Genomic DNA, 24,046 nt, shown 5'->3' with positions numbered 1-24,046 from the left:
TCGCTAAAAAGGGGCTCTGACATGGGGTTCTGTGACATGACACCTCTATTGTGCACAGGTTCCGCAGAGCCGCTCACAGGATCGGCGGGAGCGGCTCGCGCATGCCTAGACTGGCCACCATGCTCGCCGCTCTCCGTGCCTCCCACGAGCACCTCGACCTCGAGGTGCTCGACGCGCTCACCCGCGGAGCGGAGCGCCTCCCGGCCGTGATCGAGGAGCTCCAGAGCGAGCGCGTCGCCGCGGGCGCCGCCCCCGTCATCGCCGGCGAGGTGGTGATCAGCACCTGCAACCGCCTCGAGGTCTACCTCGACACCGACCGCTTCCACGAGAGCGTGGACCTCGTCGTCGAGGCCGTCTCCCGCACCAGTGGTCTGGACCGCGAGGTGGTCGCCCTCTGCTTCGACGCGGCGATGGACACCCCCGTGCCCGAGCACCTCTACGAGGTCACCTCCGGGCTGCGCTCCCTCGTGCTCGGCGAGGCGGAGATCGCCGGCCAGGTGCGCCAGTCCTATGAGGCGGCGCGCCGTGAGGGCCGCACCACCTCGATGCTCCACGACCTCTTCCAGCACGGCTTCCGCTGCGCGAAGTCCGTTGCCACCCAGGCGCCCGTGGGCGCGGCCGGGCGCAGCGGCGCGGCGGTCGCGATGGATCGGGCCGCGGTCGCGCTCGACGGCTTCGAGGGCCGGGAGGTGCTGATCGTCGGCACCGGCGCCTACGCTCGCCTGGGTCTGGCGGAGCTGATGCGCCGCGGCGCCTCGCAGGTGCGCGTGTTCTCGCCGTCGGGGCGGGCCGCCGGCTTCGCCGAGCGCCATGGCGTGGAGATCGTCGAGGCGGACGGCCTCGAGGCCGCGATCCGCAGGGCAGATCTGGTGCTGGCCTGCTCCGGCCGCGGCACCTCCCTGTTCCCCGAGCAGTTCCTGGGCGCCGGGAGCACCGTCGTGCTCGACCTCGCCCTCCACTCCGATGTGCATCCGCTGGTGCGCCATCTCAAGGGCGTCACCGTGCTGGGGCTGTCCGATCTCAAGCTCGAGACCGAGGCGCAGGACGACCCCGCGCTGACCACCGCCCGCGCGATCGTGGCCGAGAACGTCGAGGCCTTCCGCGTCCAGCAGGAGGTGCGCCGGATCGACCCGGCGATGGCCGCGCTGCGCCGTGAGGTGTTCGATGCGGCCGACGGCGAGATCGACCGCATGCGCCGCGAGGTCTCCGGGGAGACCGCCGAGCAGCTCGAGCGGGCCGTGCGCCGCATCCTCGCCCGCGCCATGCACCAGCCCGCCGAGCGGGCCCGCCACCTCGCCGAGACCGGCTACGCCGACGCCTACGTCGAGGCCTTCCACACCATCTTCGGGATCGACATCTCCGCCGGTCAGGGACGTTCCGGCGCGGAGATCGACGGCGGTGAGGAGAGCCCCGCCCCGGCCGGCTGGATGCGCGCGGACCGCACCGTGCCGCCCGTCGTCCAGGATCTCGGTGCCCCGGACGTCGCGGCCGCTCCGGCGGAGGAGCTCGCCATGGCCGGTCTCTCCGCCTCCGACATCGCGCGTGTCGCGCTGCGCGGTGGGGGATGCCCCGCCGGGTACGGCCCGTCCGGGGTCGGTGCCGCTGCGGGGGACGCTTCTGCGGCCGACGTTCCTGGGGTCCACGGCTCCGGGGTCGACGCGCCTGCGCCCGGCCTCCCCGCGTCCCGCCTCTCGCCGCGCGCTCGCGACGAGCGCTGATCAGCGCCGGCGCCGGAACAGTCGGCGCCAGGAGCCCGAGCGGGAGACCTCTGCGGGGTGCCTACCGGACAGCTCCTCGGGATGCTCCCGAGACGCCCGCGCCTGCTGCGCCAGCTGCGCCTGCTGGGCGCGGAGCGTCTCGATCTCCTCGGCCTCGAGCGGCAGGCCGTCCTCGCCCACCCACTCATCGGTCCAGCCCACGTCGGACTCATCGCGCGGGCTGAACTCGCGCCGCGCACCGAGCTGCTCGGGCACGTCCGCGCGATCGATCTCCTCGGGCGCGCGAACCTCCTCACCGCGATGCGGCACCGGGCAGGTCCAGAAGTACGGGCAGCCCGGACAGCCGGCGGTCTCCTCATCCGGGGCCGCCTCGCGCTGCATCTGCACCCCGTCGATCTGCTGCAGCATGCGCAGACGCGACTCGTAGGGGTTGATCTCCATGGCCTGCACAGAGTACTGCTCACGCGGCCACCGCGTAGGATCCGGGAGTACTGCACCGACCCCAGGAGGAACCCCGATGAGCACCCCGCAGCAGCGCGTCCACGACGCCACCCGTCGCCTGCTCGACCTGCTCGAGCACGGCGAGTCCCTCACCCCCGAAGCGATCGAGCTGCGCGCGGAGCTCGCCGAGGCGACCGCGGAGTCCGGCCACCTCGACGATGCGTACTACCAGGTCGAGGAGCTGCTGAAGGACGCCCGGCGCCATCATGGACCGGACCACGACTCGGTCACCCGGGCCCGTGCCGCCGTGGAGACGGTGCGCGACATCGGGTTCCGCGCCGGCGACGTCGACGCCGGCGACCAGAGCCCGGGCACGGGCCCGGAGGCGGACGCCGCGAAGAGCTGAGCGCAGCCGCTCAGCCCGCTCGCGCACTGACCTGCTCAGCCCATCCGCTCAGCTGACCCGCTCAGCAGACCAGGACCGCCGAGCGGCTCAGCCGTGCAGGAAGGATACGCAAGCCTGCTGCAGCAGCAGCGGATCCGCGGTCGCGCACATCTCGCGGGCCGAGTGCATCGACAGCAGCGTGATGCCCACGTCGATCGTGGTCATGCCCAGACGGGTCGCAGTGATCGGTCCGATCGTGGACCCGCACGGCATCGCGTTGTTCGAGACGAAGTGCTGATGCGGCACCCCGGCCCGCTCGCAGGCGCCGACGAAGGCCGCGATCCCCACCGCATCGGTCGCATAGCGCTGCTGCGCGTTGATCTTCAGCATCGGCCCCTCGCCCAGTCGCGGGCGGGTCACGGGGTCATGACGCTCGGGGTAGTTCGGATGCGCGGCATGGCCGGCGTCGGCCGAGAGCACCATCGAGGAGGCCAGCACCCGTCGGCGACTGGACTCATCCCCGCCGAGCGCCGCATGGACGCGCACCAGCACGTCCTCGAGGAACGGCCCGGCGGCGCCCGAACGGGTCGCAGAGCCCACCTCCTCATGGTCGTTCGCGACCATCAGCGCGATCGGGGAGGGACCGTCCATCGCCGGCGGGCGCGGAGCGGCGGCGACCTCGATCAGGGCCTCCACCTCGGCGTGCACCGAGCTGAGGTTGTCCAGCCGGCCCGAGGCGAGGAACTCCTCGTCGGCACCGAACAGCGCCGGCTCCTGGGCATCGACCGTCACCACGTCCAGGCCCACGACCTCGTGGCGTGAGACCCCGGCGTGGTGGGCGAGGATCTCGAGCACGTCAGTGGGGGCGAAGCCGATGATCGGCTGCATGTGCCGCTGCGGATCCAGCTGCAGGCCGTCCTTGTTCACCGCACGGTCCAGGTGCACGGCCAGCTGCGGGACGCGCAGCAGCCCGGGGGTGTCCACCAGCACGGTGCTGCCGTCGGCGAGGGCGAGTCGGCCCGCCATCCGCAGCTCGCGATCCAGCCAGGAGTTCAGCAGCGGGCCGCCGTAGATCTCGACGCCCACCTGGGAGAGGTCCTCGGCGCCGAGCTGCGGGTTCGGCTTGAGCTTCAGGGCAGGGGAGTCGGTGTGGGAGCCGACGATCCGGAAGGGGGAGGCGAAATCCGCGCCCTCGGGGGCCGACCAGGCGATCAGCGAGCCGTCGCGCAGCACGAAACGGTCCCCGGCCACGGCAGCCGCGTCCCAGGCGTCCGTCTCGAGCAGCGCGGTGAAGCCTGCGGCCTCGAGCCGTCGGGCGGCCTCATGGGCGGCGTGGAAGGAGGAGGGGGAGGCGGTGACGAAGGCCCCGAGATCCAGGGCGTGGGCCCGTGCGCGGGGCGAGGGAGCGGCGGGGGAGGAGGAGTGGCGAGGTGCATGAGTCACCCGGTCATTCAATCATCGGCGCCGCGCCGGTGGGGCTGGTGTGGACACGCGCCGACGGGAGCCGGTGCGGACGCCGCCCCCGACGGATCCCTCCACAGGGCTCAGCCCGACGCCGCGAGCTCCTGGATGCTGCGCGGCCCGTCGGGGCCGGAGAGAATCTCCGTCATCGGCGGTGCGAGGGCCTGCTCGACGAAGCGCCGGGTGAGGTGGTCGTCATCGAGGTAGACGTAGGTGTCACCGAGGACCGGGGAGCAGCGCTGCTCGGGGCAGATCTGCGCGGTGAGGTCCACCAGGGTCAGGCTGCCGCCGCCCTCGACCGGCTCGAGCACCTCGGCCGGGTTCTCCGGCGCGTGCTTCTCGGCGATGTCCGCGCCGCAGGCGATATCGGCGTCCACCGGGGTGCCGCCCTCCTCGATGACCTCCTCCGCGCACTCGAACAGGTCCTGCTCCCAGCGCGGGTTGTCGCGCACGCTGATCACGTCGATGCCGCGCCCGGTGAGCTCCGCGATCGCGTTGACCATCCCCTCGGGGGTCTCCTCCTGCGCGGAGTCCGTGCGGGTCACCGTCGAGGTGGTGAGCACGACGTCGGGCTGCATCGTGTCGATGTAGGTCAGGGCGTACTCCTCGTAGCCGGCGCAGTACTCGCCGCGTGAGACGCCCGGCATGAAGTTGCAGCCGTCCATGTGCAGGTTCACCAGCTGCAGGTCGTTCTCCTGCACCCACGGAAGGATCGCGGGGATCCACTGGCGGGCATGGGAGCTGCCCACCACGACCACCAGGCCCTCGGACTCGGCGCCGTCGGGCAGCAGCTGCTGGCAGGTGACGTTGTCGAAGGGGCCCTCCGGGGCGTAGGAGCCCTCGCAGCGCTGGGGCAGGTTCGGCCACTGCTGGTCGCGCTCGTAGCCGCGCGGCAGGATCTCGGCTGGCGCCTGCGTGACCACCTCGTCGGTGGGGAGGACCGGGGTCGCCGACGCGACAGGCTCCTCGGGGGTGCCGCGCTCGAGCGAGTAGGACCAGCCCGCGGCCGTGCCCGCCACCAGCGCGAAGCTCGCCGCCACCGCGGTCAGCGCCCTCCAGGGGCGCGCCTCGAGCCAGTCCGAGCGGCGGATCGGCGCATCGACCAGGCGGGTCAGCACCCAGGCCAGCAGCACCGAGACGGTGAGCACCACCAGCCCGTCGAGCGCCCCGGCGCGCTCCTGGTCGCTGTGCTGCAGCCAGAACACCAGCAGCGGCCAGTGCACCAGGTACAGGGCGTAGGAGATGTCGCCGAAGAACGCGGCCGGGCGGGTGGACAGCAGCCGGTCCACACCCCAGCGGGTGCCCGAGTGTCCGGCCACCACCACGGCGCCGGCGGCGGCCAGCGGCAGCGCCGCCATCCAGCCCGGGAACTGCGAGGAGACGTCCAGCACGATCCCGACGGCCAGCAGCCCCGCGATCCCCGCCCAGCCCAGCAGGGTGCGCAGCACGCGGAAGCGCGGCGGGCCCTCGTACTCCGGCCGGGCCGCGGCGGTGAGCCGGTCGATCGCGGGCAGGGTCAGTGCCAGCAGCGAGCCCGCCGCGAACTCCCACAGCCGGGCCCCGGTGTCGAAGTAGGCGATCGGCTGCTGGAACTGCGTGGACACCACCGACCAGGCCAGCGAGGCCCCGCCGATCACCAGCACCATCACCAGCAGGGGCAGGCGCACCCCGCGGCCGCGCCGCGCGAAGGGCAGCACCAGCGCGAACAGCAGCGGCCACACCAGGAACGCCTGCCCCTGCACGCTCAGCGACCAGAAGTGCTGCAGCGGGGAGGAGGCGCCGGCGTCGTGCGACTGGTAGTCCACCTGCATCAGCACCAGCAGAGCGTTCTGGACATAGGCGGCCGAGGCCACCGCCTGCTCCATCAGCGAGGGCCAGGCGGAGGAGGGCAGCAGCAGCCAGGTCCCCAGCAGCGTCAGCAGGATCGTCACCGCGGCGGGGGGCATCAGGCGCTTGAAGGTGTGCAGCCAGTAGCGCGGGATCCCCAGCGGACGGCCGCTCTCCAGCCGGCGCACGAAGGTACCGGTGAGGAAGAACGCCGAGAGGAACAGGAACACGTCCACGCCGCCGGAGACCCGGCCGAACCAGACGTGGTAGACCGCCACCAGGCCCAGTGCAACGGCGCGCAGCCCGTGCAGCTCGGCCCGGAACACCGGGCGGGGACGCGCGCCCGGTTCCTCGCCGCCGGGTGGTGCGTCGGCCCCGCCGGGGCCAGGCTCCCCACCGTGGTGGGTGCCCGAGATGGAGCCGCTGGTGGACCAGGCGTCCTCGGCCTCCTGCTCGCTGTGCTGCTCGATCGGGCCCTGCAGCCAGTCCTCGAGCGAGGTGGACTGCGAGACCTGCGGGCCGCTCAGCCAGTCCTCGAGCCGGCTGCGCGTGCGCAGCGGAGGCTCGATCGCGTCCTGCAGCCAGGGGGAGGCCGCCTCCGGCGTGGGGGCAGGGCGAGGACCGCGTCGGCGCGACGCGGAATCCCCGGGCTCCCCGGGCTCTCCGGGCTGCTGGGGTGACGGCTCACGGTCTCCCGCGTGCATGGACGATCCTCGGTTCTCGGACGGCGACGTGCCGCGGGGCTCAGCCCGCGGTCAGGGCCGGCCCATCGACTGGTAGTCCCAGCCGGCCGCCCGCCACCGGGCGGGATCCAGCACGTTGCGACCGTCGATCATGCGCGGAGCGGCCACGACCTCGGCCAGTTTGACCGGGTCGAGGTCCTTGAACTCCTGCCACTCCGTCAGCAGCAGCACGATGTCCGCACCGGCTGCGGCGGCGTAGGCGTCCTCGGCGACGGCGAGGTTGGGACGCTCGGCATGGACTCGCTGGTTGGCCGCTGGATCGGTGACCACCACGTCCGCGCCGCGGCCCGAGAGCTTCGAGGCGATGTAGAGCGCGGGGGACTGGCGGGTGTCGTCGGAATCGGGTTTGAAGGCGGCGCCGAGCACGGCGATGCGCTTGCCGGTGAAGGTGCCGCCGAGCGCCTTGCGGGTCATGTTCACGACATGGTCGCGCCGACGGTTGTTGACGTGGTCGACCTCGCGCAGGAAGCCGAGCGCCTGGGTCACGCCGAGCTCTCCGGCGCGCGCCATGAAGGCGCGGATGTCCTTGGGCAGGCAGCCGCCGCCGAAGCCGATCCCGGCGCGCAGGAACTTCGGGCCGATGCGGTCATCCAGTCCGATCGCCTCGGCGATCACGGAGACATCCGCGCCGGTGGCCTCGCACACCTCCGCGACCGCGTTGATGAAGGAGATCTTGGTGGCCAGGAAGGAGTTCGCGGAGACCTTCACCAGCTCGGCGGTGGCATAGTTGCCCACCACCAGCGGGGTCTCCACCTCGAGCATCGGGGCGTAGATCTCATCGAGCACCTCGCGGGCGCGGGCCGCCTCGGCGGGATCCTCGGGCAGGCCGTAGACGATGCGGTCGGGGTGGAGGGTGTCCTTGACCGCGAAGCCCTCGCGCAGGAACTCCGGGTTCCAGGCCAGGGGCGACTTCACGCCGGCGGCGCGCAGACGCTCGAGCAGCGAGGCGGCGGTGCCGACGGGCACGGTCGAACGGCCCAGCACCACGTGATCATCCGCCAGATGGGGGATCAGGGAGTCGACCGCGGCGTGGACGTAGGTGAGGTCCGCGCCCGCGGAGTCGATCTGCTGCGGGGTGCCCACACAGATCACGTGGGCGGTGTAGTCGGCGGCTTGGGAGTAGTCGGTCGAGAAGCGCAGACGCCCGGAGTCGAGAGCCTCGGTGAGCACCTTCCCGAAGCCCGGCTCATGGAAGGGGGCGATGCCCTGACCCAGGTCATCGATCTTCTTCTGGTCCACGTCCAGGCCCAGGACGTCGTGGCCGATCGAGGCCATCGAAGCCGCGTACACGGCGCCCAGGTACCCGCACCCGATGATGCTGATTCTCATGGGAGCGAGCTTACAAGCACTCCCGCAGCCGACGGGGCGGCGTCTGCCGTGGCGGCGGGCACCTCCGAGATCAGCCGCGGTCCCGGCAGAATGACTCGAGTGAATGGTTGGTGAAGTGTGATCGAACCACCGTGCGATGTGAGGTGGCGAAAGCTTGATGCCTCCTGGCGGCAGGTAGCCTGGACAAGGCTCGACGGAGGATCGTTCGACCGCCTCGAGAGCTCGTGTCCCGGCGCCTTCTCCGGGATGCCACGGCAGAGTCGTCGCTCGACGCCGCTTCGCCGTTCCAGGATCCGTGGGGATTCCTGCTCATCATTCATTGGGAGACCGTGTGCTGAACAAGCTCAAGACGATAGCGAAGAACCTGCTCGCGATCACCTGGATCCGCCGCACCTACGAGGTCGTCAACCGCGGCTTCCTCGAGAGCTTCGGCTCCAGCCGGGTCCTCACCCACGTGTTCTTCACCGGGAACTTCCTCGCCTTCAACCGCGAGCAGTCCGCGGTGCTGCGCGGCCGGCGCAACTACTACCGCAACAAGAGCACCGCCCGCACCACGCACGTCGAGCTGCGCCGCAACGTGCACCGTCTCGAGAAGGGCCTGACGATGCGGCCCCGCCGGGACGTGTTCGCCCGCGACTACATCACCGAGACGATCGAGTTCTATGAGGCCGCCGTGGCGCAGCAGTGCTCGGCCCCGGGCACGATCGACCAGCCGGAGCTGGACTGGGCGCACGATGTGCTCAGCGAGTACTTCGCCGTCTCCGCACGCACCGACAGGACGGTCGAGGCCGCCCGCGCCCGCTTCGAGTCCGCGCCCTACGACGCTGAGCCGACGGGCAAGATCCCCCACCCCAAGGAGCAGCTCAGCGACCTGGGCTACGACGACCTCGAGAAGCTCGTCCTCCAGCGCCGCAGCGTGCGCTGGTACGAGCAGCGCCCGGTCGAGCGGGAGCTGATCGACAAGGCTCTGCTGCTGGCCCGCCAGGCGCCGACCGCCTGCAATCGCATCCCCTACGAGTTCCGCGTCTACGACGATCCCGAGCTCGCCCGCGAGATCGCCCAGATCCCCTTCGGCACCGCCGGCTACGCGGAGAACATCCCCGCCATCGCCGTAGTCGTCGGCAAGCTCGAGTCCTACTTCAGCCCCCGCGACCGCCACGCGATCTACGTGGACGGCTCGCTCGCCTCGATGCAGTTCATCCTCGCGCTCGAGACCCTGGGCCTGAGCTCGACCGTCATCAACTGGCCGGACTTCGAGCCGCTCGAGGCGAAGATGCAGCGCCGCCTGAAGCTCGACACCAGCGACCGCGTCATCATGCTGATCGGCTTCGGGTACGCCCACGAGGAGGGCCTGGTGCCCTATTCGGCGAAGAAGGATCTCGACACCTTCCGCCGCTACAACGACTGACATGGACCGCGAGGAGCGAGACACCGCCGCCGACACCCACGCCGCCGCGCCCGCGCAGGCGGCGAAGCGCTCGCCGGCCAAGCGGGTCCTGCGCTGGGTGGTCACCCTCGCCGTGGTCGGCGTGGTGGGCTGGCTCTTCGCCCGCTCCCTGGCCGCGAACTGGGAGCAGGTGCGCGAGCAGCACCTCGGCTTCTCCTGGTGGTGGGTGCTCGCCACCGTCTGCTTCGCGGGAGCCGTCGCCCTGACCGGCATCGCCTGGGGCCGGATCATCCGCTGGCTCGATCCGTCCGCGCAGGTGCCCGCCCGCGAGGCGATCGCCGTGCAGTGCCTGTCCTGGGTGCTGAAGTACATCCCCGGTCAGATCGGCTCGGTGACCAACAAGGTGCTCTGGGCGGGCCGCAAGGGCATCAGCCGCACCCTGGTGCTGATCAGCTTCCTGTACGAGAACATCTTCCTGCAGATCGCCTCGATCGTCCCCGCCGTGGTGATCCTGCTGCTGAGCCTGGGGCCGTCGCTGTTCGGCGCGAACGCGACCCTGCTGCTGGCCCCGCTGGCGGTGCTGATCCCGGCGGCCGTCGTGCTCTACCCGCCCGCCTTCCACGCGCTGATCGCCCTGCCCGCGCGCAGGCTGCTCAAGGCGGAGGTGCCGCGCGAGTACTTCCTCAGCGCCCCGCGCGCCGTGCTCTCCCTGGGTGAGTTCCTGCTGCCGCGCCTGCTCAACGGCATCGGCTTCGTGATCATCGCCGCGACCGTCAGCGACATCACCCCCCAGCACTGGCTGCCGTTCATCGCCGCGTATGCTCTCGCCGGGGCGATCGGGATCCTCGCGATCCTGGTGCCAAGCGGTCTGGGCGTGCGCGAGGCGGTCATCGTGGTGGTGCTCAGCCAGTACGTGCCCACCTCGGAGGCGATCGTGATCAGCTTGCTCGCTCGCCTGCTCGCCACCCTCGGGGACGCCCTCGTCGCGCTCCTCTACGTCACCGTCCGTCAGACCCTCCCGAAGGAGACCCGCCCATGACCCGCCCCCGGATCACGATCATCGGCTCGGCGCTGTCCGGCAACAAGGGCGCCTCGGCCATGCTCGAGAGCGCCATCCAGACCCTCGACGCCCGCCTCGGCGAGGTGGACTTCACGCTGCTGAGCATGTACCCGGACGAGGACCGCGCGCAGAACCACTACCCGAACCTCGAGGTCGTGCCCGCGGACCCGTTCCGCCTGGGCGTGATCATCAACTCGCTCGCGCTCGCCCACCGGGTGCTGCCCTTCGCGCGCCCCCTGCTGCGGCGCAGCGCCGCGGTGCGCGCCCTCGCCGACAGCGATGTGCTCCTGGACCAGGGCGGCATCACCTTCACCGACGGCCGTGAGAAGTTCCTGCTCTACAACGTCGCCTCGATCCTGCCGGCGCTGAACCTGCATACCCCCGTGTTCAAGTGCGCCCAGGCCGTGGGCCCCTTCAAGAACCCGATCAACCGGATCGTCTCGAAGATCTTCCTGCCGAAGGCCCACACCCTGGTCACCCGCGGCCGGATCACCCACGAGCACGCGGTGGGCCTCGGGCTCGAGAACCTGGTCGCCGGGGCGGACTACGCCTTCTCCCTCGAGATGGACGGTACCGAGGCGGACTCGGTGCGCCCGCTGGTCGATCTGGACTTCTTCGAGAGCGGCGATGTGGTGGGCGTGTGCCCGAGCGTGGTGCTGCAGAAGAAGGTCGACGCCCGTGAGGGCGACTACGTCGGCCAGATGGTCTCCTTCATCGAGCGTCTCCGCACCGCCGGGAAGAAGGTGCTGCTGGTGCCGCACAGCGTGCGCACCGGCACCGACAAGACCCACAACAACGACCTGCCGCTGTGCACCGAGATCAATGCGCGTCTGGCCCCGGGCGATGACCTGCTGTTCATCGACCGCGAGCTCAGCTCCCAGCAGCTGCGCTACCTGATCGGCCGCTGCTCCCTGTTCGTCGCCAGCCGCTTCCACGCGATGGTCTCCTCCCTCGCGATGGCCGTGCCAACCGTCGTGATCGGCTGGAGCCACAAGTACCGCGAGGTGCTCGAGATGTTCGAGCTCGAGGAGTGGGCCTTCGGCCACGACCAGCTCACCCCCGACCATCTGTGGACCACCTTTGAGAAGCTCTCCGCCCAGCGGGGCGACGTGCAGGAGAAGCTCGACCGCCACCTGCCCGAGGTGAAGCGGAACTCGGTCGCCCAGGCCGATCTGATCGCCCAGCTGGTGCGGTCCGGAAGCACCGGCAGCGGGCGCTGAGGTCTTCGTCGTGAGACTGATGGGGAGACATCGCAGAACTGACGCCGGGCGACGGCTGACCCGTGAGGTCCTCAGCAGGCGGTTCAAGGCTGCGATTGGGGCTGGCGAGAGCGTTGCAGCGGTCCTCATCCCGATCATCGTCGTCAGCGTTCTGGCGCTGGCGGCCACGATGGGATGGTTCAGCCGCAATGTCATCCCCGACGGGGAGTATCTGCTCTTCTTGGAGTACGTCGGGTCGCATACGAAGATGCTCCTCGCGACATTTCTGATCTTCGTCGGCATATTCGCCGGGATGATTCTTGCGCTGATCCACTGGGGCGGAAATGCGCTGGATCGGTCCGACGATTCTGCGCCCGGACGGCGCGTCATCACGCGCATCAACCGGGGGGTCGATTGGGTACTTGCACGCTGGTGGCGACTCAGCGCTTTGCTTGCAGTGGCGTGGTCCCCCCTCATAGTCGGTCAGTTCCCCGGCACCTCGAACGCCGACCTGGTCATGCAGGCGCGGGAGGTGTTGGGGGATAGGGGCGAGATTGATTATCCGCCCTTCAACGTCTACCCCATCGCGCACTACCTCGTTCCCAATGACGAGGTGCTGCTGTCGGAGCATCACAACGCGCTCCTCACGCTGATGTACGGCACCGTTCTCGGAAAGAGCCTCGAACACTTCGGGAGCTTCGAGGTGGGGTTCATCATTCTCACGATGTCTCAGCTCGCGATCACGTTGATCGCCTTCGGTCGCGCCTCCGAGCTGCTGTCGCGATGGGTCACGCGACCTGGAGCACGGAGTCTATTTCTCGCAGTGTTGATACTCAGCGGGTTCCCGACGGCGCTGTGGGCTGTCGCGATCGCGAAGAATCCGCTGTTCGGTGCAGCCTTCGTATGGCTCATAGCGCTGGCTTTCGACCATGTGCGCTCCAGAGAGAGCCCGCACTGGATGAGGGCATTGGAATTGGTGCTGCCAGCTGTGATGGCGCTGAACTCCGCAAAGTTCGCGCAACCGATACTTGCCGTCCTTCTGATCATGGTGCTCATAGCGCAGGTGAGCTGGGCGAAGTGGAGGGTGGCGCTTGCCGGGCTGGCACTGCCGATTCTGCTCACGCAGCTGGTCGTGGATATTGGGATTGCGCAGGAGAAGATCATTCCGGGAGACCCCATGGCTGGGAAGGGTCTGCAGATCCAGTCCATGGCGCTCACACTGAAGGAGCGGCCGGGGGCGCTTTCTCCGGAGGACGAGCGCGCGTTGAACGAGATCTTCGACGTCGAGATGATGATAGAGGGGTACCAGCCCAGAACCATGGCGCCTGTACGAGGGGCAGGCTTCAGAGAAGGCGCCTACCAGTGGCGAGAGGTCACGAGACAGGAGGCCTCAGAGTTCAACGGAATCTGGAGACGACTGGCTCTTGCCGAACCTGACATGGTGGTCAACGGCGCGCTTCTGACGAGCTACCGATTCTTCGACCCCTTCACTCCGGCGAGTGACAACCGGCCGTCGATCACCAACGACGATTCGATCCAGACGCTGGTGATCACGGACGGTGCGACACTGAGCGATGACTTCACCAATCTTGAGCGGCGAGAGACTCTTCACGAAGTGGCCAATGATCTCAGCACCGATGAGTGGCTCCTGCTGCCGACTAATGGTGTAGCACGAACGGTTGTGGTGATTCTTCTGGCTACGGCCGCGATTATCCTGCGCCGCCCTGCGGCGTGGATCTGGGCATTGCCGATGGCGCTCCATTGCGGTGTGTTCCTGCTGTCTCCACTGGATTCGTCTGGCCGTTACGCCCTGGGCGTCACATACTTCATGCCGTTCGCAATACTTGCGTTCGCCAGTGCGCGTTCGGTGGGTTCAGCAATGGCTGGAAGCGGGCCGGTGGAATCTGACACAGAGGCGGCGGCGTCCACCACGACTCTCGGCAAAGAGCAGGACAAGCCATTGAAGGAGAATCGGTGAACTCTGGCGATCGTGCCGTTGACACCCCTACTGCGGCGAGAGGGGGGACGCTGAGTGCACGAGAGGATACCGTAGCCATGGTGCATTCTCTGTGGCGTGGTGGTGCCGTCGTCGCCGTGATCATCGCTGCGGTGCTGCACGTACTGGTCGCTCTCGGCGCGCATACCCCGTCGTTCGCCTTCGACGAGATCGTCCTGCTGCAATACGCGAAGTACATAGCGGGGGAGGGGCTGCCGACGGTTCCGCGCGGGGCGGGGTACTTCCCCGCCTGGAGCTTCTTCATGGCGCCGGTGTGGTGGGTGACGGAGGACCCGCAGGTCGCCTACCGGCTCGCGATCGGCATCGGGGTGATCGCGGCGCTCGTGACGATCTGGCCGCTGGCCCGGCTGGTGACCCGGATCGGGCTGAGCATGCCGCAGGCCATGGTGGTCGCCTCGATCGTGATGAGCCTGCCCGCCCGCACCGTGCAGAGCGGGTATGTCACCAGCGAGAAGCTCCTCTTCCTGGTCCTGGTGGGCGCCATGCTCGCCGCAGTGCGCTACTGGGAGCGTCCCACCATCCTCCGGGCGGTGGTGTTCGCGCTCGTCGCCGCCGCCCTGGCCGCCACCCATGCACGGGCGGCGGCCCTGCTGATCGCATGCGTGATCTGGCTGCTGTGCATGATGCTCCGCTCCTGGCGCTCCTCGCTCGTGGGCCTCGCCGTGCTGGCCCCGCTGGGGTACCTCGCCTTCTGGTCGGGCGGCCTGATGAACCAGTTCCTCGGGGGAGGGTTCAGCCAGGGCTCGAAGCTGGTGGACAACTACCTCGAGTCGCGACCCTCGATCATCCTCCGTGCGGTGATCGGGCAGGCCTGGGAGCAGACCGCGGGATCCTTCGGCCTGGTGGCCGTCGGCCTGGTTGTGCTGCTGGTGCTGGTGTGGCGCGAGCTGCGCCACGAACGCGCGATCGGGCCCGTCTGCCTGCTGGGCGCGATGCTGCTGGGAGTGGTGGTGCTCTCCATCGGACAGTGGTCGAACGAATACGCGATGTACCACGCCGAATGGAGGCGCCTCGATGCCTGGCTGTATGGAAGGTACATCGACCCGGTGGCTTCTCTTCTGGTCGCGCTCGGACTGGGTGTGCTCATCCGCGGTGCAGCCCGATTTCTTCTGCCGACGGCGCTCGGCCTCACCTCCGTGCTGATGGCGGTGACCGTGTTCTGGCTCGCCCCGCACGCACCCACCTGGGGGTACGTCACCCCCGCGCACATCCCCGGCGTCATGGCATGGTTCTGGGCGCTGCCCGTGGGGCACGGCCCGGAGACGTGGCCCTGGGGCCTGACCCCGTCCTTCACCAACGAGAACCGCTTCTGGCTGCTGGCCAGCCTCCCGCCGCTGGTGCTGCTGGGAGTGCTCACGGCGCTCGGCGCCCTGCGCGAGCGCGGCACCGCGATCCTGCTGGGCGTGCTGCTCGTGGCCGGCAGCGCCGCCACGCTGAGCGCCACGCAGGCGACCGACCACTTCCAGCAGATCGAAGGCGGCCGCCCAGCCCTGGCCGACGAGATCAACCGCCTGCAGGCCGAGCACGACGGCCAGCTGACCATCGAGTTCGACCGCTCCTGCACGCCCGGACTGAGCAACAACGCGGTGGTGCAGAACAAGCTCGCCTACTGGATCCACCCCACCACGATGGGGCTCACCATGGACCGCAACGTCTCCGATGCCCAGATCACGCTCGGCTGCGACATCTGGCCCGAGGGCACGGAGAAGGGCGCCCGCCTGCTGAGCGACGCCGAGAGCTACGGCTATCACGCGTGGGTGAACCCCGGGCCGCTCCAGGACCAGCTCGTCGAGCAGGGCCGCCTCGAGCCGCTCGCTGAGCCGCTCACCACACCGTGATCCCCGGTCGGCCTCACTCCGTTCACCCCTCCGCTACCCTCTTCCGTTAGCGTCTGTCCGTTTCATCTCTCCCGCCGAGGACATGGCGTCCTCTCTCATCGAGAACAAGTCGACAAGGTGCCCATGAAAGTCTTCGTCCAGATCCCGTGCCTGAACGAGGAGCAGACGCTCCCGATGGTGCTCGACACGATCCCCAAGGAGCTGCCGGGGGTCGACTCGGTCGAGGTGCTGATCATCGACGACGGCTCCACCGACCGCACCGTCGAGGTGGCCAAGGAGCACGGTGTGAAGCACTTCGTGCGCCACGCACGCAACATGGGCCTGGCCCGCTCCTTCCGGGATGGCGTGGACTACGCCCTCGCCCACGGCGCAGACATCGTGGTCAACACCGACGGCGACAACCAGTACAAGCAGGAGCGGATCGCCGATCTGGTGGCCCCGGTCGTGGCGGGCGTCGCGGACATCGCCATCGCCGACCGTCAGACCAAGAAGATCGCGCACTTCTCGCCGTTCAAGAAGGTCATGCAGCAGGTGGGCTCGCGCGTAGTGAACATCGCCGCCGAGACCGAGCTGCCCGACGCGGCCTCCGGGTTCCGCGCCTACTCCAAGGCGTCCCTGATGCGCCTGAACGTGATCACGCAGTTCTCGTACTGCATGGAGACGATCATCCAGGCCGGCAACAAGCGCCTGCGGATCGCGTCGGTGCCGATCGACACGAACCCCAAGACGCGCGAGTCGCGCCTGTTCAACAACATCTTCCAGCACATGGCGAAGTCCGGCTCCGCGATCGTGCGCGCCTACCTGATGTTCAAGCCGCACACCGTGCTGATCTGGCTCGCAGCGGTCACCGGCGTGGTGGGCCTGGTGCCCTTCATCCGCTTCCTGGTGTTCGCGGTGATGGGGCAGGGCGGCGGCCACATCCAGTCGCTGATCTTCGGCCTGGTGCTGCTGACCTGCTCGTTCCTGACCCTGGTGCTGATGATCATCGCCGACCTCCAGCGCACCAACCGTGTGCTGATGGAGGACGTGCTCGAGCGGGTCAAGCTGCTCCAGTACGGCGAGCCGAAGCACCCGCTCGTGGGCGAGGCCGCGCCGGTGCTCGCCGCGGGCGCTGCGGGCAATGTTCAGCAGACTCGCAGCTACGCGCCCCCGGTCTCCGAGAACGCGGTGACGGATGACGCGGTGGTGGACCAGTGGGCCGAGGCCGCGCAGCGCGAGGCCGCCGACCCCCGGGCCTGAGAGCGAACGCTCCGCACAGGGCGCCGGCAGCTGATCTCAGCTGCCGGCGCTCTCGTCATCCGTGCCGCGGCAGGGCAGCATCCGCAGCAGCTTCGCCTCGCCCACCTCCAGCACCACCTCTGCGGCGCCCGTCTCCGAGATCTCGTCGAGGCCCCGGTAGGTGGCCGAGCCTGGACCCACCTCGCGCGGCCCGAAGTCGAGCGCGTACTCGAGCCCGAGCTCCTGGACCGCATCGCACACGACGGGCAGGCCCGGCAGAGCGCGAGCACGGAGAGGGCCGCGAGCACGGCCACGAGAACGGAGAGGGCGCTCAGCATGCCGCTGCGACCACGGAGAAGAGGTGTGGCAGGCAGGGCGTGGAGGCTTCCCGGAGGGGAGCGGTCATGAGGGGCAGTCCTGATACAGCGAAGGAGTGACGAGCTGGTCGTACGCAGTGCACCTGGAGCGTGGCACCTGGGCTGTGGCGCCCGTGCTCGTGGGACCATGGTGCGGTGACCGCTCCCAGTGCCGACTCCGCGTCCCTGCCGTCCCCCGCCGACGTGGGCTTCGAGATCACCGCCCGCCACGGCGAGCGGGCCCGTGCGGGAACCCTCACCACGCCGCACGGCGAGATCGCCACCCCCGCGTTCATCCCCGTCGGCACCAAGGCGACCGTCAAAGCGGTGCTGCCGGAGTCGATGAGCGACCTGGGCGCGCAGGCGCTGCTGGCCAACGCCTACCACCTCTACCTCCAGCCCGGGCATGACCTGGTGGACGAGGCCGGGGGTCTGGGACGGTTCATGAACTGGCCCGGCCCCACCTACACCGACTCGGGTGGCTTCCAGGTGATGAGCCTCGGCGCGGGCTTCCAGAAGGTGCTCTCGAGTGAGTTCTCCGGCGGGGCGAAGGCCCGCACCGCCAACGGCGAGGACGACGCGGTCCGCGAGGGCAAGGAGCGCCTCGCCCACGTCGATGACGACGGCGTGACCTTCCGCTCCTTCATCAACGGCGACGTGCACCGCTTCACCCCTGAGATCTCGATGCAGATCCAGCACGGTCTGGGCGCGGACATCATGTTCGCCTTCGACGAGCTGACCACCCTGATGAACTCCCGCGGCTACCAGGAGCAGGCGCTCGAGCGCACCCGGCTGTGGGCGATCCGCTGCCTGGCCGAGCACGCCCGCCTCACCGCCGAGCGCACCCATCGCCCCTACCAGCAGCTGTGGGGCGTGATCCAGGGCGCCCAGTACGAGGACCTGCGCCGTCAGGCCGCCCGCGACCTGGGCGCGATGGACGTCGAGGGGTGGTCCTTCGACGGCTTCGGTATCGGCGGGGCGCTCGAGAAGGAGAACCTCGGCACGATCGTGGGCTGGGTGACTGAGGAGCTGCCCGAGAACAAGGCCCGCCACCTGCTGGGCATCAGCGAGGTCGATGACCTGTTCGTCGCGATCGCTGCGGGTGCGGACACCTTCGACTGCGTCTCCCCGTCCCGGGTGGCGCGCAACAGCGCCGTCTACACCCGCACCGGGCGGGTCAACCTCACCGGCGCGAAGTACCGCCGCCAGTTCGCGCCGATCGACGAGGACTGCGACTGCTACACCTGCACCCACTACACCGCCGCGTACGTCCATCACCTGTTCCGGGCCAAGGAGATGCTCTCCTCGACCCTGTGCACCATCCACAACGAGCGCTTCGTGGTGCGCCTGGTGGATCGCATCCGCGCCTCCCTGCTCAGCGGTGACTTCGACGCACTGCGGGAGGAGACCACCGGCGCCTACTACGGCTCGCCGCGGTGACGGGACCGGCGGGGCCCGGCGCTGACGGTTCTGGTGCCGACGTGCGCGGCACCGGCGACCCCGGCACCGGTGAGCGGGGCGCGGACGCGACCCTCGCCCTCGGCGCGGCAGTGACGCTGCTCGCGCTCGCCGGGATCTGCGCGCTGCTGGGCGGCCACTTCCGGCTCGGGGCGCTGCGCCTGGCGGCCGGGATCCTCGCAGGTGCCGGCGTCGGCGCGGGACTGCTCGCCGCCCTCGGCACCCGGGGCCGGCGCGGACTGCGGCTGCTCCTCGCGGCCGGGACCGCCCTCGCGCTCGCCCTCGTGCTCACCGTCCCCGCCGTGCTCAACAGCCGCATCCCGCCCCTGGCCCAGCAGGCCGACGTGGTGATCGACCCGCTCGCCGAGGACGACCTGGTCCACTCCCTGCCCGCTCCGGACACACCCGTGCTGGTGCGCCGCGCGAGCGGCCTGGCACAGCTGCTGGATGCGCAGGGTACGCGGAGCATCGACGCCGCCCCCGAGGACGTGGTCGCGCTGAGCGAGGACGGCACCCGGGCCGTGCACGTCACCGCCGAGACCACCGAGGTGCTCACCCTGGACCGCAGCGCTTCCGGCGGGGCCGACGGCGGCCTGCCCTCGATCAGCCTCGACGGCGCCCCGCTCGCCCTTGACGGGGACCTGATCGTGATGCGCCACTGCGAGGAGGAGCTCTGCCGCCTCACCGGCCACGACCTCACCGCTCCCGAGACGCCGCTGTGGTCGCTCCTGGACGCCGAGGAGACCCGCGGCATCGACCCCGCGGGCCACGAGATTCCCGCCCGCCCCGCGCAGCCGCCCGGCCCGCTCGACGCCCTCAGCCGCCCGGCCCGCTCGACGCCCTCCGGGCCACCGGCGTGCTGCCCACCATCCCGCTGCGCTTCGCTCCTGCCCAGGGCTGGACCCAGCTCGACCCCGCCACCGGCTTCCCCGTCGGCCGGATCCTCGCCGGCGCCGACGAGGACTGCCGCCTCACCCCCACCCGGCCGCTGACCACCGCGCAGGACCCGCTGCACGAGGCGGCGCTGGTGATGACGGTCTGCTCCGCACCGGACGGCGCGCTCACCGCGACCGCCTTCCAGGACGGCGAGCAGCTGTGGCAGTCCGAGCCCTCCCCGGCCGGGACCTGGTCGGTGCGCCTGGACGGCGCGAGCGTGCTCGCCACCGGCACCGAGGAGGGCGCCGAGGTGGCCGGCGAGATCGTCGCGACAGGTCAGCACGCCGCCTGGGCCGCACCCGGCGGCGACGGCGTGCGCCAGGCCTCGGCGTTCACCGCCCGGATCGGGATCGATGCCGCCGCCATGGTGGTCACCAACGACGCCGGTCAGCTGCTCGCCTACGACACCGTGGACGGCACGAACCTGTGGACCCTGCCGCTGACCTCCCCGGATGCCGAGGTGGCCGGCAGCCTCGCCCAGGGCACCGCCGTGGTGCGCGACAGCCTGGAACGACAGACGCCGCTGACCCCGCGCGGAGCCGAGCGGCTGCGGGTGCTCGACGCGGCGAGCGGCGAGGTCACCGTCGACACCGAAGTCGCCGAGAGGATCGAGGCCGCTCACCCCCTCGGCGGGGGAAGAGCCCTCGTGACCGTGGACGGACAGACCCTGCTGCTGGGCACCTGAGCCGGGCCCCCGGCCCGCGCAGCCACCTGCCCGGCGGGCACCGCCCCGGAATGCACAGCGCCCCGGACCTCGAGGTCCGGGGCGCCGTCGGAGCGGAGCGGCTCAGGCGTTCTGCGCGGCCCAGCGACGGGACATCATCGAGCCCACGATCAGCGCGGCGAACACGATCAGGGAGCGGATGATCTCGACGACCAGGTAGATCAGGGACATCACGCCGATGGTGCCGATGTCGAAGGTGTTCATGAGGATCACGGAGTAGATCCCGTACACGATCCAGTAGGCGACGACGGCGAGGACCATGGTGGCGACCACGATGATCGCGCCCGTGCGCCCCTTGCCGGAGGCCTGGACGATCACCATCACCGCGAGCACCAGCACCGCCAGCGACACCAGGCCGTTGACCGCCAGCACCAGCAGGCCCACCAGATTGCCGACGCCCACCATCGCGGAGGAGCCGGCCGCACCGCCCGCAGCCCCGATCCCGAAGACGATCACGTTGCCGATCAGGCGCACCACGATCACCGCGAGGACCGCGAAGAACATCCACTTGATGAGGCTCGCGACCCCCGAGCCGGAGGCCGGGCCGGGCATCGCGTAGCCGCCCGCGGCACCGGACTGCGCCGCACCCGGGTAGCCTCCCGGCGCGGCGGCGGGGGAGCCCTGGCCCCACTGCGGCTGGGTCGGGGAAGCCTGCGCGCCGGGCTGCGGAGCGGGGGAGGTCTGCCCCCACTGCGGCGCCGCGGGCGGAGCCTGCTGCGGATCCTGCCCCCACTGCGGGGCGGGCGGCGGCGGATTCTGCCCGCCCTGGCCCCACTGCCCCTGATCCCGTCCGTACCCCTGAGTCATGCTTCTCCCGGTGAATGCGTCATCGTGACGTCACGACGACGCCCGATCCAGGATATCGGGCGCCGTCGCGCACCAGGTGACAGCGAGGTGTCGATCTCAGGGACGGGCAGCGCTCAGGTGGAAGCGGAAGGTCTCCTCCCGTGCCGTGAGCACGTACTGCGGCAGCGGCTCGGGCCCGCAGGCCGCCGAGCCCACCCCGTGCAGAGCGGCCGACAGCGTCACCCAGGTGAGACCGTCGGCGCGCAGCGCCCCGTCGTGCGCCCGCAGATCCAGTTCCGCGGTGGACCACGGCCGCACCGCCAGGCCCAGACCCTCCGGCGCCCGCAGCGTGAGCGGGGGGCCCTCGCCGCCGCTCAGCGCGGCCCGCACCACCCCGGCACGGTTCCCGTTCTCCTGCGGGAACACGTAGGGCACCTGGAAGTCCGCGAGCGAGGAGCTCCAGCGCCCGAAGGTGGTGCCGCCGCCGGTGTCCGGATACGACTCGTGCGGGCCGAAGCCCTCGTAGTCCACCTGGTCGGGGGCCGACGGGAGCGCGAACGTCCACCCGATCCGCGGCAGCGGCAGATCCTTCGGCCAGAAGGCGGAGGGCGTGACCGTCACCTCCACACCGATGCCCTCGCCGTCGGCGCTCCAGCGCTCGGTGACGTCAGCGCCGAGCGCCGAGCCGTCCAGCCCGATCCGGCTGCGCACCCGCAGGGTGCCCGCGTCATCCGGGGCAGCGGAGATCTCGACCAGGCGGCGACGGGCGTGGTCCAGCCCGATCCGCTTCCAGCGCGCCTCGAGGGGGGCGCGGGTGCGGGCCCGCTCGTTGTCCACCGGGGCGCGGTACAGATCCACGCCCGCGCTGCGGACCTCGAGCTCGCCCACACCCACCAGGCGGCCCAGGTCATCGAAACGGGCCGGGCCCAGGGACCAGGACCCGTCCTCGGCCTGCACCGGGGCGTCTGCTGCGCCGTCCGGCACGAGGGCGGCCGCGCGCAGCAGTGCCTCGTCCACGTGATCCGCGGCGACGATCAGGTGACCGGCCGGGACCGGGCCCTGCGCCTCGCGGGTGAGCAGCCGAACCGTGGTGCTCGGCCCGTCGTGCTCGGGCAGCGTCACCTCGGCGCTCTCGCCCGGCGCGATCTGCGGCAGCTCGAGCTCCTGCCAGCTGGCCTGCGCGTCCACGGACACCTCGGCCCGCAGGCCGCTCAGGTCCGAGAAGGCGTAGCGGTTGGTGATCCGCGCGCTGCCGGGGGAGACCGCGAGGCCGACGGGGGAGTAGTGGTGCTTGGCGTCCAGCAGCGCGGGCGAGGGGGTGCGGTCCGGCAGCACCAGCCCGTCGGCCACGAAGTTCCCATCGTGCAGGCGCTCGCCGAAGTCGCCGCCGTAGCCGTAGATCCGGTTGCCCTCGGCGTCGGTGGTCTCCAGGCCGTGGTCGATCCACTCCCAGATGAAGCCGCCGTGCAGCGCCGGATAGCGCTCGGTGAGCTCCATGTACTCCTTGAGGGAGCCGGCGCCGTTGCCCATCGCGTGGGCGTACTCGATCCACAGGAACGGCTTGGACAGCGCCGGCGGGTTCGCGAAGTGGCCCTCGGGCACGTCCAGTGCGAAGCCGCGCAGCATGCGGGTGAGCTTGTCCTGGTACTCCTGGCCCAGCGCACGGCGACCGATCTGCTCGGACTCCTCGATCGTGGAGTACATCAGCGAGAACACGTCCACGTACTCCGCGGCGTAGTCCTGCTCGTAGATCACCGGGCGGGTGGAGTCGGTCTCGCGCACCGCGCGCACCATCGCCTCGGTGACCGGGCCGGAGGCGGCTTCATTGCCGATCGACCACATCACGATCGAGGCATGGTTGCGGTCGCGGCGCACGAAGCGCTCCGAGCGCTCGACCAGCAGCTCCTCGAACAGCGGATTCTGCGCGGGGCCCTCGGCCGCGCCGGTGCCGTCCTCTCCCCAGGTGGAGTCCGCGTGGAAGCCGTGGGTCTCGAAGTCGCCCTCGCAGATCACGTACAGCCCCATCTCGTCGCACACCTCGAGGAAGCGCTGATGGGGCGGGTAGTGGGAGGTGCGCACGGCGTTGAGGTTGTGACGCTTCATCATCGCCGCGTCGAGATCCTGGTTCTCCAGCTGCTGGGTGCGGCCCACCACCGGATCGGCCTCGTGACGGTTCACGCCGCGGAACACGATCCGCTCGCCGTTGACGCGGAAGATCTCGCCGTCCACCTCGACGCGGCGGAAGCCCAGGCGCAGCGTGACCGTCTCGGAGCCGGTGCTGACCGTCGCGTCGTACAGGTGCGGATCCTCCGCGGACCACGGGCGCACCGCACCCACCGCGAGGGGATCCACCCCTGTGGCGGCCGAGTGGCCGAGCCCGGGCACCTCGATCGTCGCGACGACCTCCGCGCCGTCGGCGTCATAGGCGGTCGCGCTCAAGGTGCCCTGCCCCGTCTCCGGATCGAAGTCCGCGACTGTGACCAGGTCATGGATCCCCCCGGTGGGCCGCAGCAGCAGGTCCACGCTGCGGAAGATGCCCGAGGCCCACCACATGTCCTGGTCCTCGACATAGGTGTTCACCGACCACTGCACCACGCGCACGTCCAGACGGTGCTCGCCCGGCTGCGCGAGGGCCTCCGTGACGTCGAACTCCTGGGTGAGGCGGGAACCGGAGGTCACACCGATCTCGGTGCCGTCGATCCACACCTTCGCGGCCGAGTCCACGCCCTGGAAGCGCAACAGCACCCGGGCCCCGCCCGCGAGCTGGCCCGCCCACTCCTCGGGGACGGTCAGGGTGCGCGAGTAGTGCCCGGTGGGGTTCTCGTCCGGCACGTGGGGGATCTCCCGCGGGATCGGATAGATGACGTTCGTGTACTGCGGGGCGCCGTGGCCCTGCAGCTGCCACAGCCCCGGCACGACGATCTCGGAAGGCTCACCGAGATCGCTGCCATCGGCCCGGGTGCCGTAGCGGAACTCCCAGGTCCCGTCGAGGTTCAGGGTGGGAGCGTCGGTGTGCAGGTGGGCGCGTCCGGCAAGGCGGTTGCGGCCGCCGGGCAGCTCCTCCCACCAGCGGTCGGTGCGGTGCGTGGTGTCCGTGCTGGCGGTGTTGTCGGGGGACTGCAGTGGGGTGCTCATCGGTGAGGATCCTCTGGGGTGTGGCGGG

Annotated in this window: 18 protein-coding genes; 11 read left to right on the top strand and 7 right to left on the bottom strand. The window is 70.3% G+C overall.

The genetic code is table 11. The annotated features are described in order from the left end of the window. Positions 1-119: 119 nt before the first annotated feature. Entirely contained in the window at positions 120-1,718 is a 1,599-nt protein-coding gene (locus BN4251_RS14230) for a glutamyl-tRNA reductase (RefSeq protein WP_087485706.1), read from the top strand. On the opposite strand, the gene BN4251_RS14225 is transcribed toward BN4251_RS14230, so the two are convergent. Beyond that, on the bottom strand, positions 1,719-2,159 hold the full coding sequence (locus BN4251_RS14225) for a hypothetical protein (RefSeq protein WP_245810364.1): 441 nt from the start codon (positions 2,157-2,159) through the stop codon (positions 1,719-1,721). 76 nt (positions 2,160-2,235) lie between these two features. Between BN4251_RS14225 and BN4251_RS14220 the strand changes: the two genes are divergently transcribed. Then, a complete protein-coding gene (locus tag BN4251_RS14220) occupies positions 2,236-2,565 on the top strand; it encodes a hypothetical protein (protein WP_245810363.1) in 330 nt (109 codons plus the stop codon). 87 nt (positions 2,566-2,652) lie between these two features. Here the strand turns inward: BN4251_RS14220 and BN4251_RS14215 are convergent, their stop codons facing one another. From BN4251_RS14215 to BN4251_RS14205, 3 genes are all read right to left on the bottom strand, one after another. Beyond that, positions 2,653-3,987 carry a M18 family aminopeptidase gene (locus tag BN4251_RS14215; protein WP_087485705.1) on the bottom strand — a complete coding sequence of 445 codons (1,335 nt, stop codon included), beginning with the start codon at positions 3,985-3,987 and terminating at the stop codon, positions 2,653-2,655. 101 nt (positions 3,988-4,088) lie between these two features. Further along, on the bottom strand, positions 4,089-6,536 hold the full coding sequence (locus BN4251_RS14210) for an acyltransferase family protein (protein ID WP_087485704.1): 2,448 nt from the start codon (positions 6,534-6,536) through the stop codon (positions 4,089-4,091). A gap of 51 nt (positions 6,537-6,587) precedes the next feature. Further along, positions 6,588-7,904 (bottom strand): UDP-glucose dehydrogenase family protein, encoded by a 1,317-nt coding sequence (locus tag BN4251_RS14205; RefSeq protein ID WP_087485703.1) that lies wholly within the window; start codon positions 7,902-7,904, stop codon positions 6,588-6,590. 331 nt (positions 7,905-8,235) lie between these two features. Between BN4251_RS14205 and BN4251_RS14200 the strand changes: the two genes are divergently transcribed. The 6 genes from BN4251_RS14200 to BN4251_RS14175 all read left to right on the top strand — a co-directional run bounded on the left by BN4251_RS14200 (position 8,236) and on the right by BN4251_RS14175 (position 16,644). Next, the gene (locus BN4251_RS14200) at positions 8,236-9,312 is read left to right on the top strand and encodes a nitroreductase family protein (protein WP_087485702.1); all 1,077 of its coding nucleotides are present in this window, start codon (positions 8,236-8,238) and stop codon (positions 9,310-9,312) included. Between the two features lies 1 nt (position 9,313). Beyond that, positions 9,314-10,330, top strand: a complete 1,017-nt coding sequence (locus tag BN4251_RS14195) for a lysylphosphatidylglycerol synthase domain-containing protein (protein ID WP_087485701.1) — start codon at positions 9,314-9,316, stop codon at positions 10,328-10,330. Beyond that, the gene (locus BN4251_RS14190) at positions 10,327-11,571 is read left to right on the top strand and encodes a polysaccharide pyruvyl transferase family protein (protein ID WP_087485700.1); all 1,245 of its coding nucleotides are present in this window, start codon (positions 10,327-10,329) and stop codon (positions 11,569-11,571) included. Before BN4251_RS14195 ends, BN4251_RS14190 begins: the two co-directional genes overlap by 4 nt. A 19-nt stretch (positions 11,572-11,590) precedes the next feature. Next, a complete protein-coding gene (locus BN4251_RS14185) occupies positions 11,591-13,528 on the top strand; it encodes a DUF6020 family protein (RefSeq protein ID WP_245810429.1) in 1,938 nt (645 codons plus the stop codon). 77 nt (positions 13,529-13,605) lie between these two features. Continuing rightward, positions 13,606-15,405, top strand: coding sequence for a hypothetical protein (locus tag BN4251_RS14180; RefSeq protein ID WP_087485698.1), 1,800 nt, complete (start codon positions 13,606-13,608; stop codon positions 15,403-15,405). A gap of 123 nt (positions 15,406-15,528) precedes the next feature. Further along, on the top strand, positions 15,529-16,644 hold the full coding sequence (locus tag BN4251_RS14175; protein ID WP_087485697.1) for a glycosyltransferase family 2 protein: 1,116 nt from the start codon (positions 15,529-15,531) through the stop codon (positions 16,642-16,644). Between the two features lie 36 nt (positions 16,645-16,680). Here BN4251_RS14175 and BN4251_RS14170 read toward each other — a convergent pair whose 3' ends face one another. Continuing rightward, positions 16,681-16,884 (bottom strand): DUF6541 family protein, encoded by a 204-nt coding sequence (locus BN4251_RS14170; RefSeq protein WP_245810362.1) that lies wholly within the window; start codon positions 16,882-16,884, stop codon positions 16,681-16,683. Positions 16,885-17,135: 251 nt separating this feature from the next. Between BN4251_RS14170 and tgt the strand changes: the two genes are divergently transcribed. From tgt to BN4251_RS18775, 3 genes are read left to right on the top strand one after another with little or no spacing between them, the layout of a single operon-like run. After that, positions 17,136-18,419 (top strand): tRNA guanosine(34) transglycosylase Tgt, encoded by a 1,284-nt coding sequence (gene tgt, locus BN4251_RS14165; RefSeq protein WP_087485696.1) that lies wholly within the window; start codon positions 17,136-17,138, stop codon positions 18,417-18,419. 41 nt (positions 18,420-18,460) lie between these two features. Beyond that, on the top strand, positions 18,461-19,429 hold the full coding sequence (locus BN4251_RS18780) for a hypothetical protein (protein WP_245810361.1): 969 nt from the start codon (positions 18,461-18,463) through the stop codon (positions 19,427-19,429). A gap of 38 nt (positions 19,430-19,467) precedes the next feature. After that, complete coding sequence (locus BN4251_RS18775; RefSeq protein ID WP_245810427.1) at positions 19,468-20,058, top strand: outer membrane protein assembly factor BamB family protein; 591 nt, start codon at positions 19,468-19,470, stop codon at positions 20,056-20,058. Between the two features lie 102 nt (positions 20,059-20,160). Here BN4251_RS18775 and BN4251_RS14155 read toward each other — a convergent pair whose 3' ends face one another. Together BN4251_RS14155 and BN4251_RS14150 are read right to left on the bottom strand one after the other, a co-directional pair. Beyond that, on the bottom strand, positions 20,161-20,904 hold the full coding sequence (locus tag BN4251_RS14155) for a hypothetical protein (RefSeq protein ID WP_087485695.1): 744 nt from the start codon (positions 20,902-20,904) through the stop codon (positions 20,161-20,163). A gap of 96 nt (positions 20,905-21,000) precedes the next feature. Next, positions 21,001-24,018 carry a glycoside hydrolase family 2 TIM barrel-domain containing protein gene (locus BN4251_RS14150; protein WP_087485694.1) on the bottom strand — a complete coding sequence of 1,006 codons (3,018 nt, stop codon included), beginning with the start codon at positions 24,016-24,018 and terminating at the stop codon, positions 21,001-21,003. Positions 24,019-24,046 lie beyond the last annotated feature (28 nt).

The organism is Brachybacterium massiliense, assembly GCF_900184245.1.
GTDB classification, from domain to species: domain Bacteria; phylum Actinomycetota; class Actinomycetes; order Actinomycetales; family Dermabacteraceae; genus Brachybacterium; species Brachybacterium massiliense.
The sequence above is the reverse complement of the archived record's forward strand: the minus strand, read 5'-3'. Positions and strand labels throughout refer to the sequence as shown.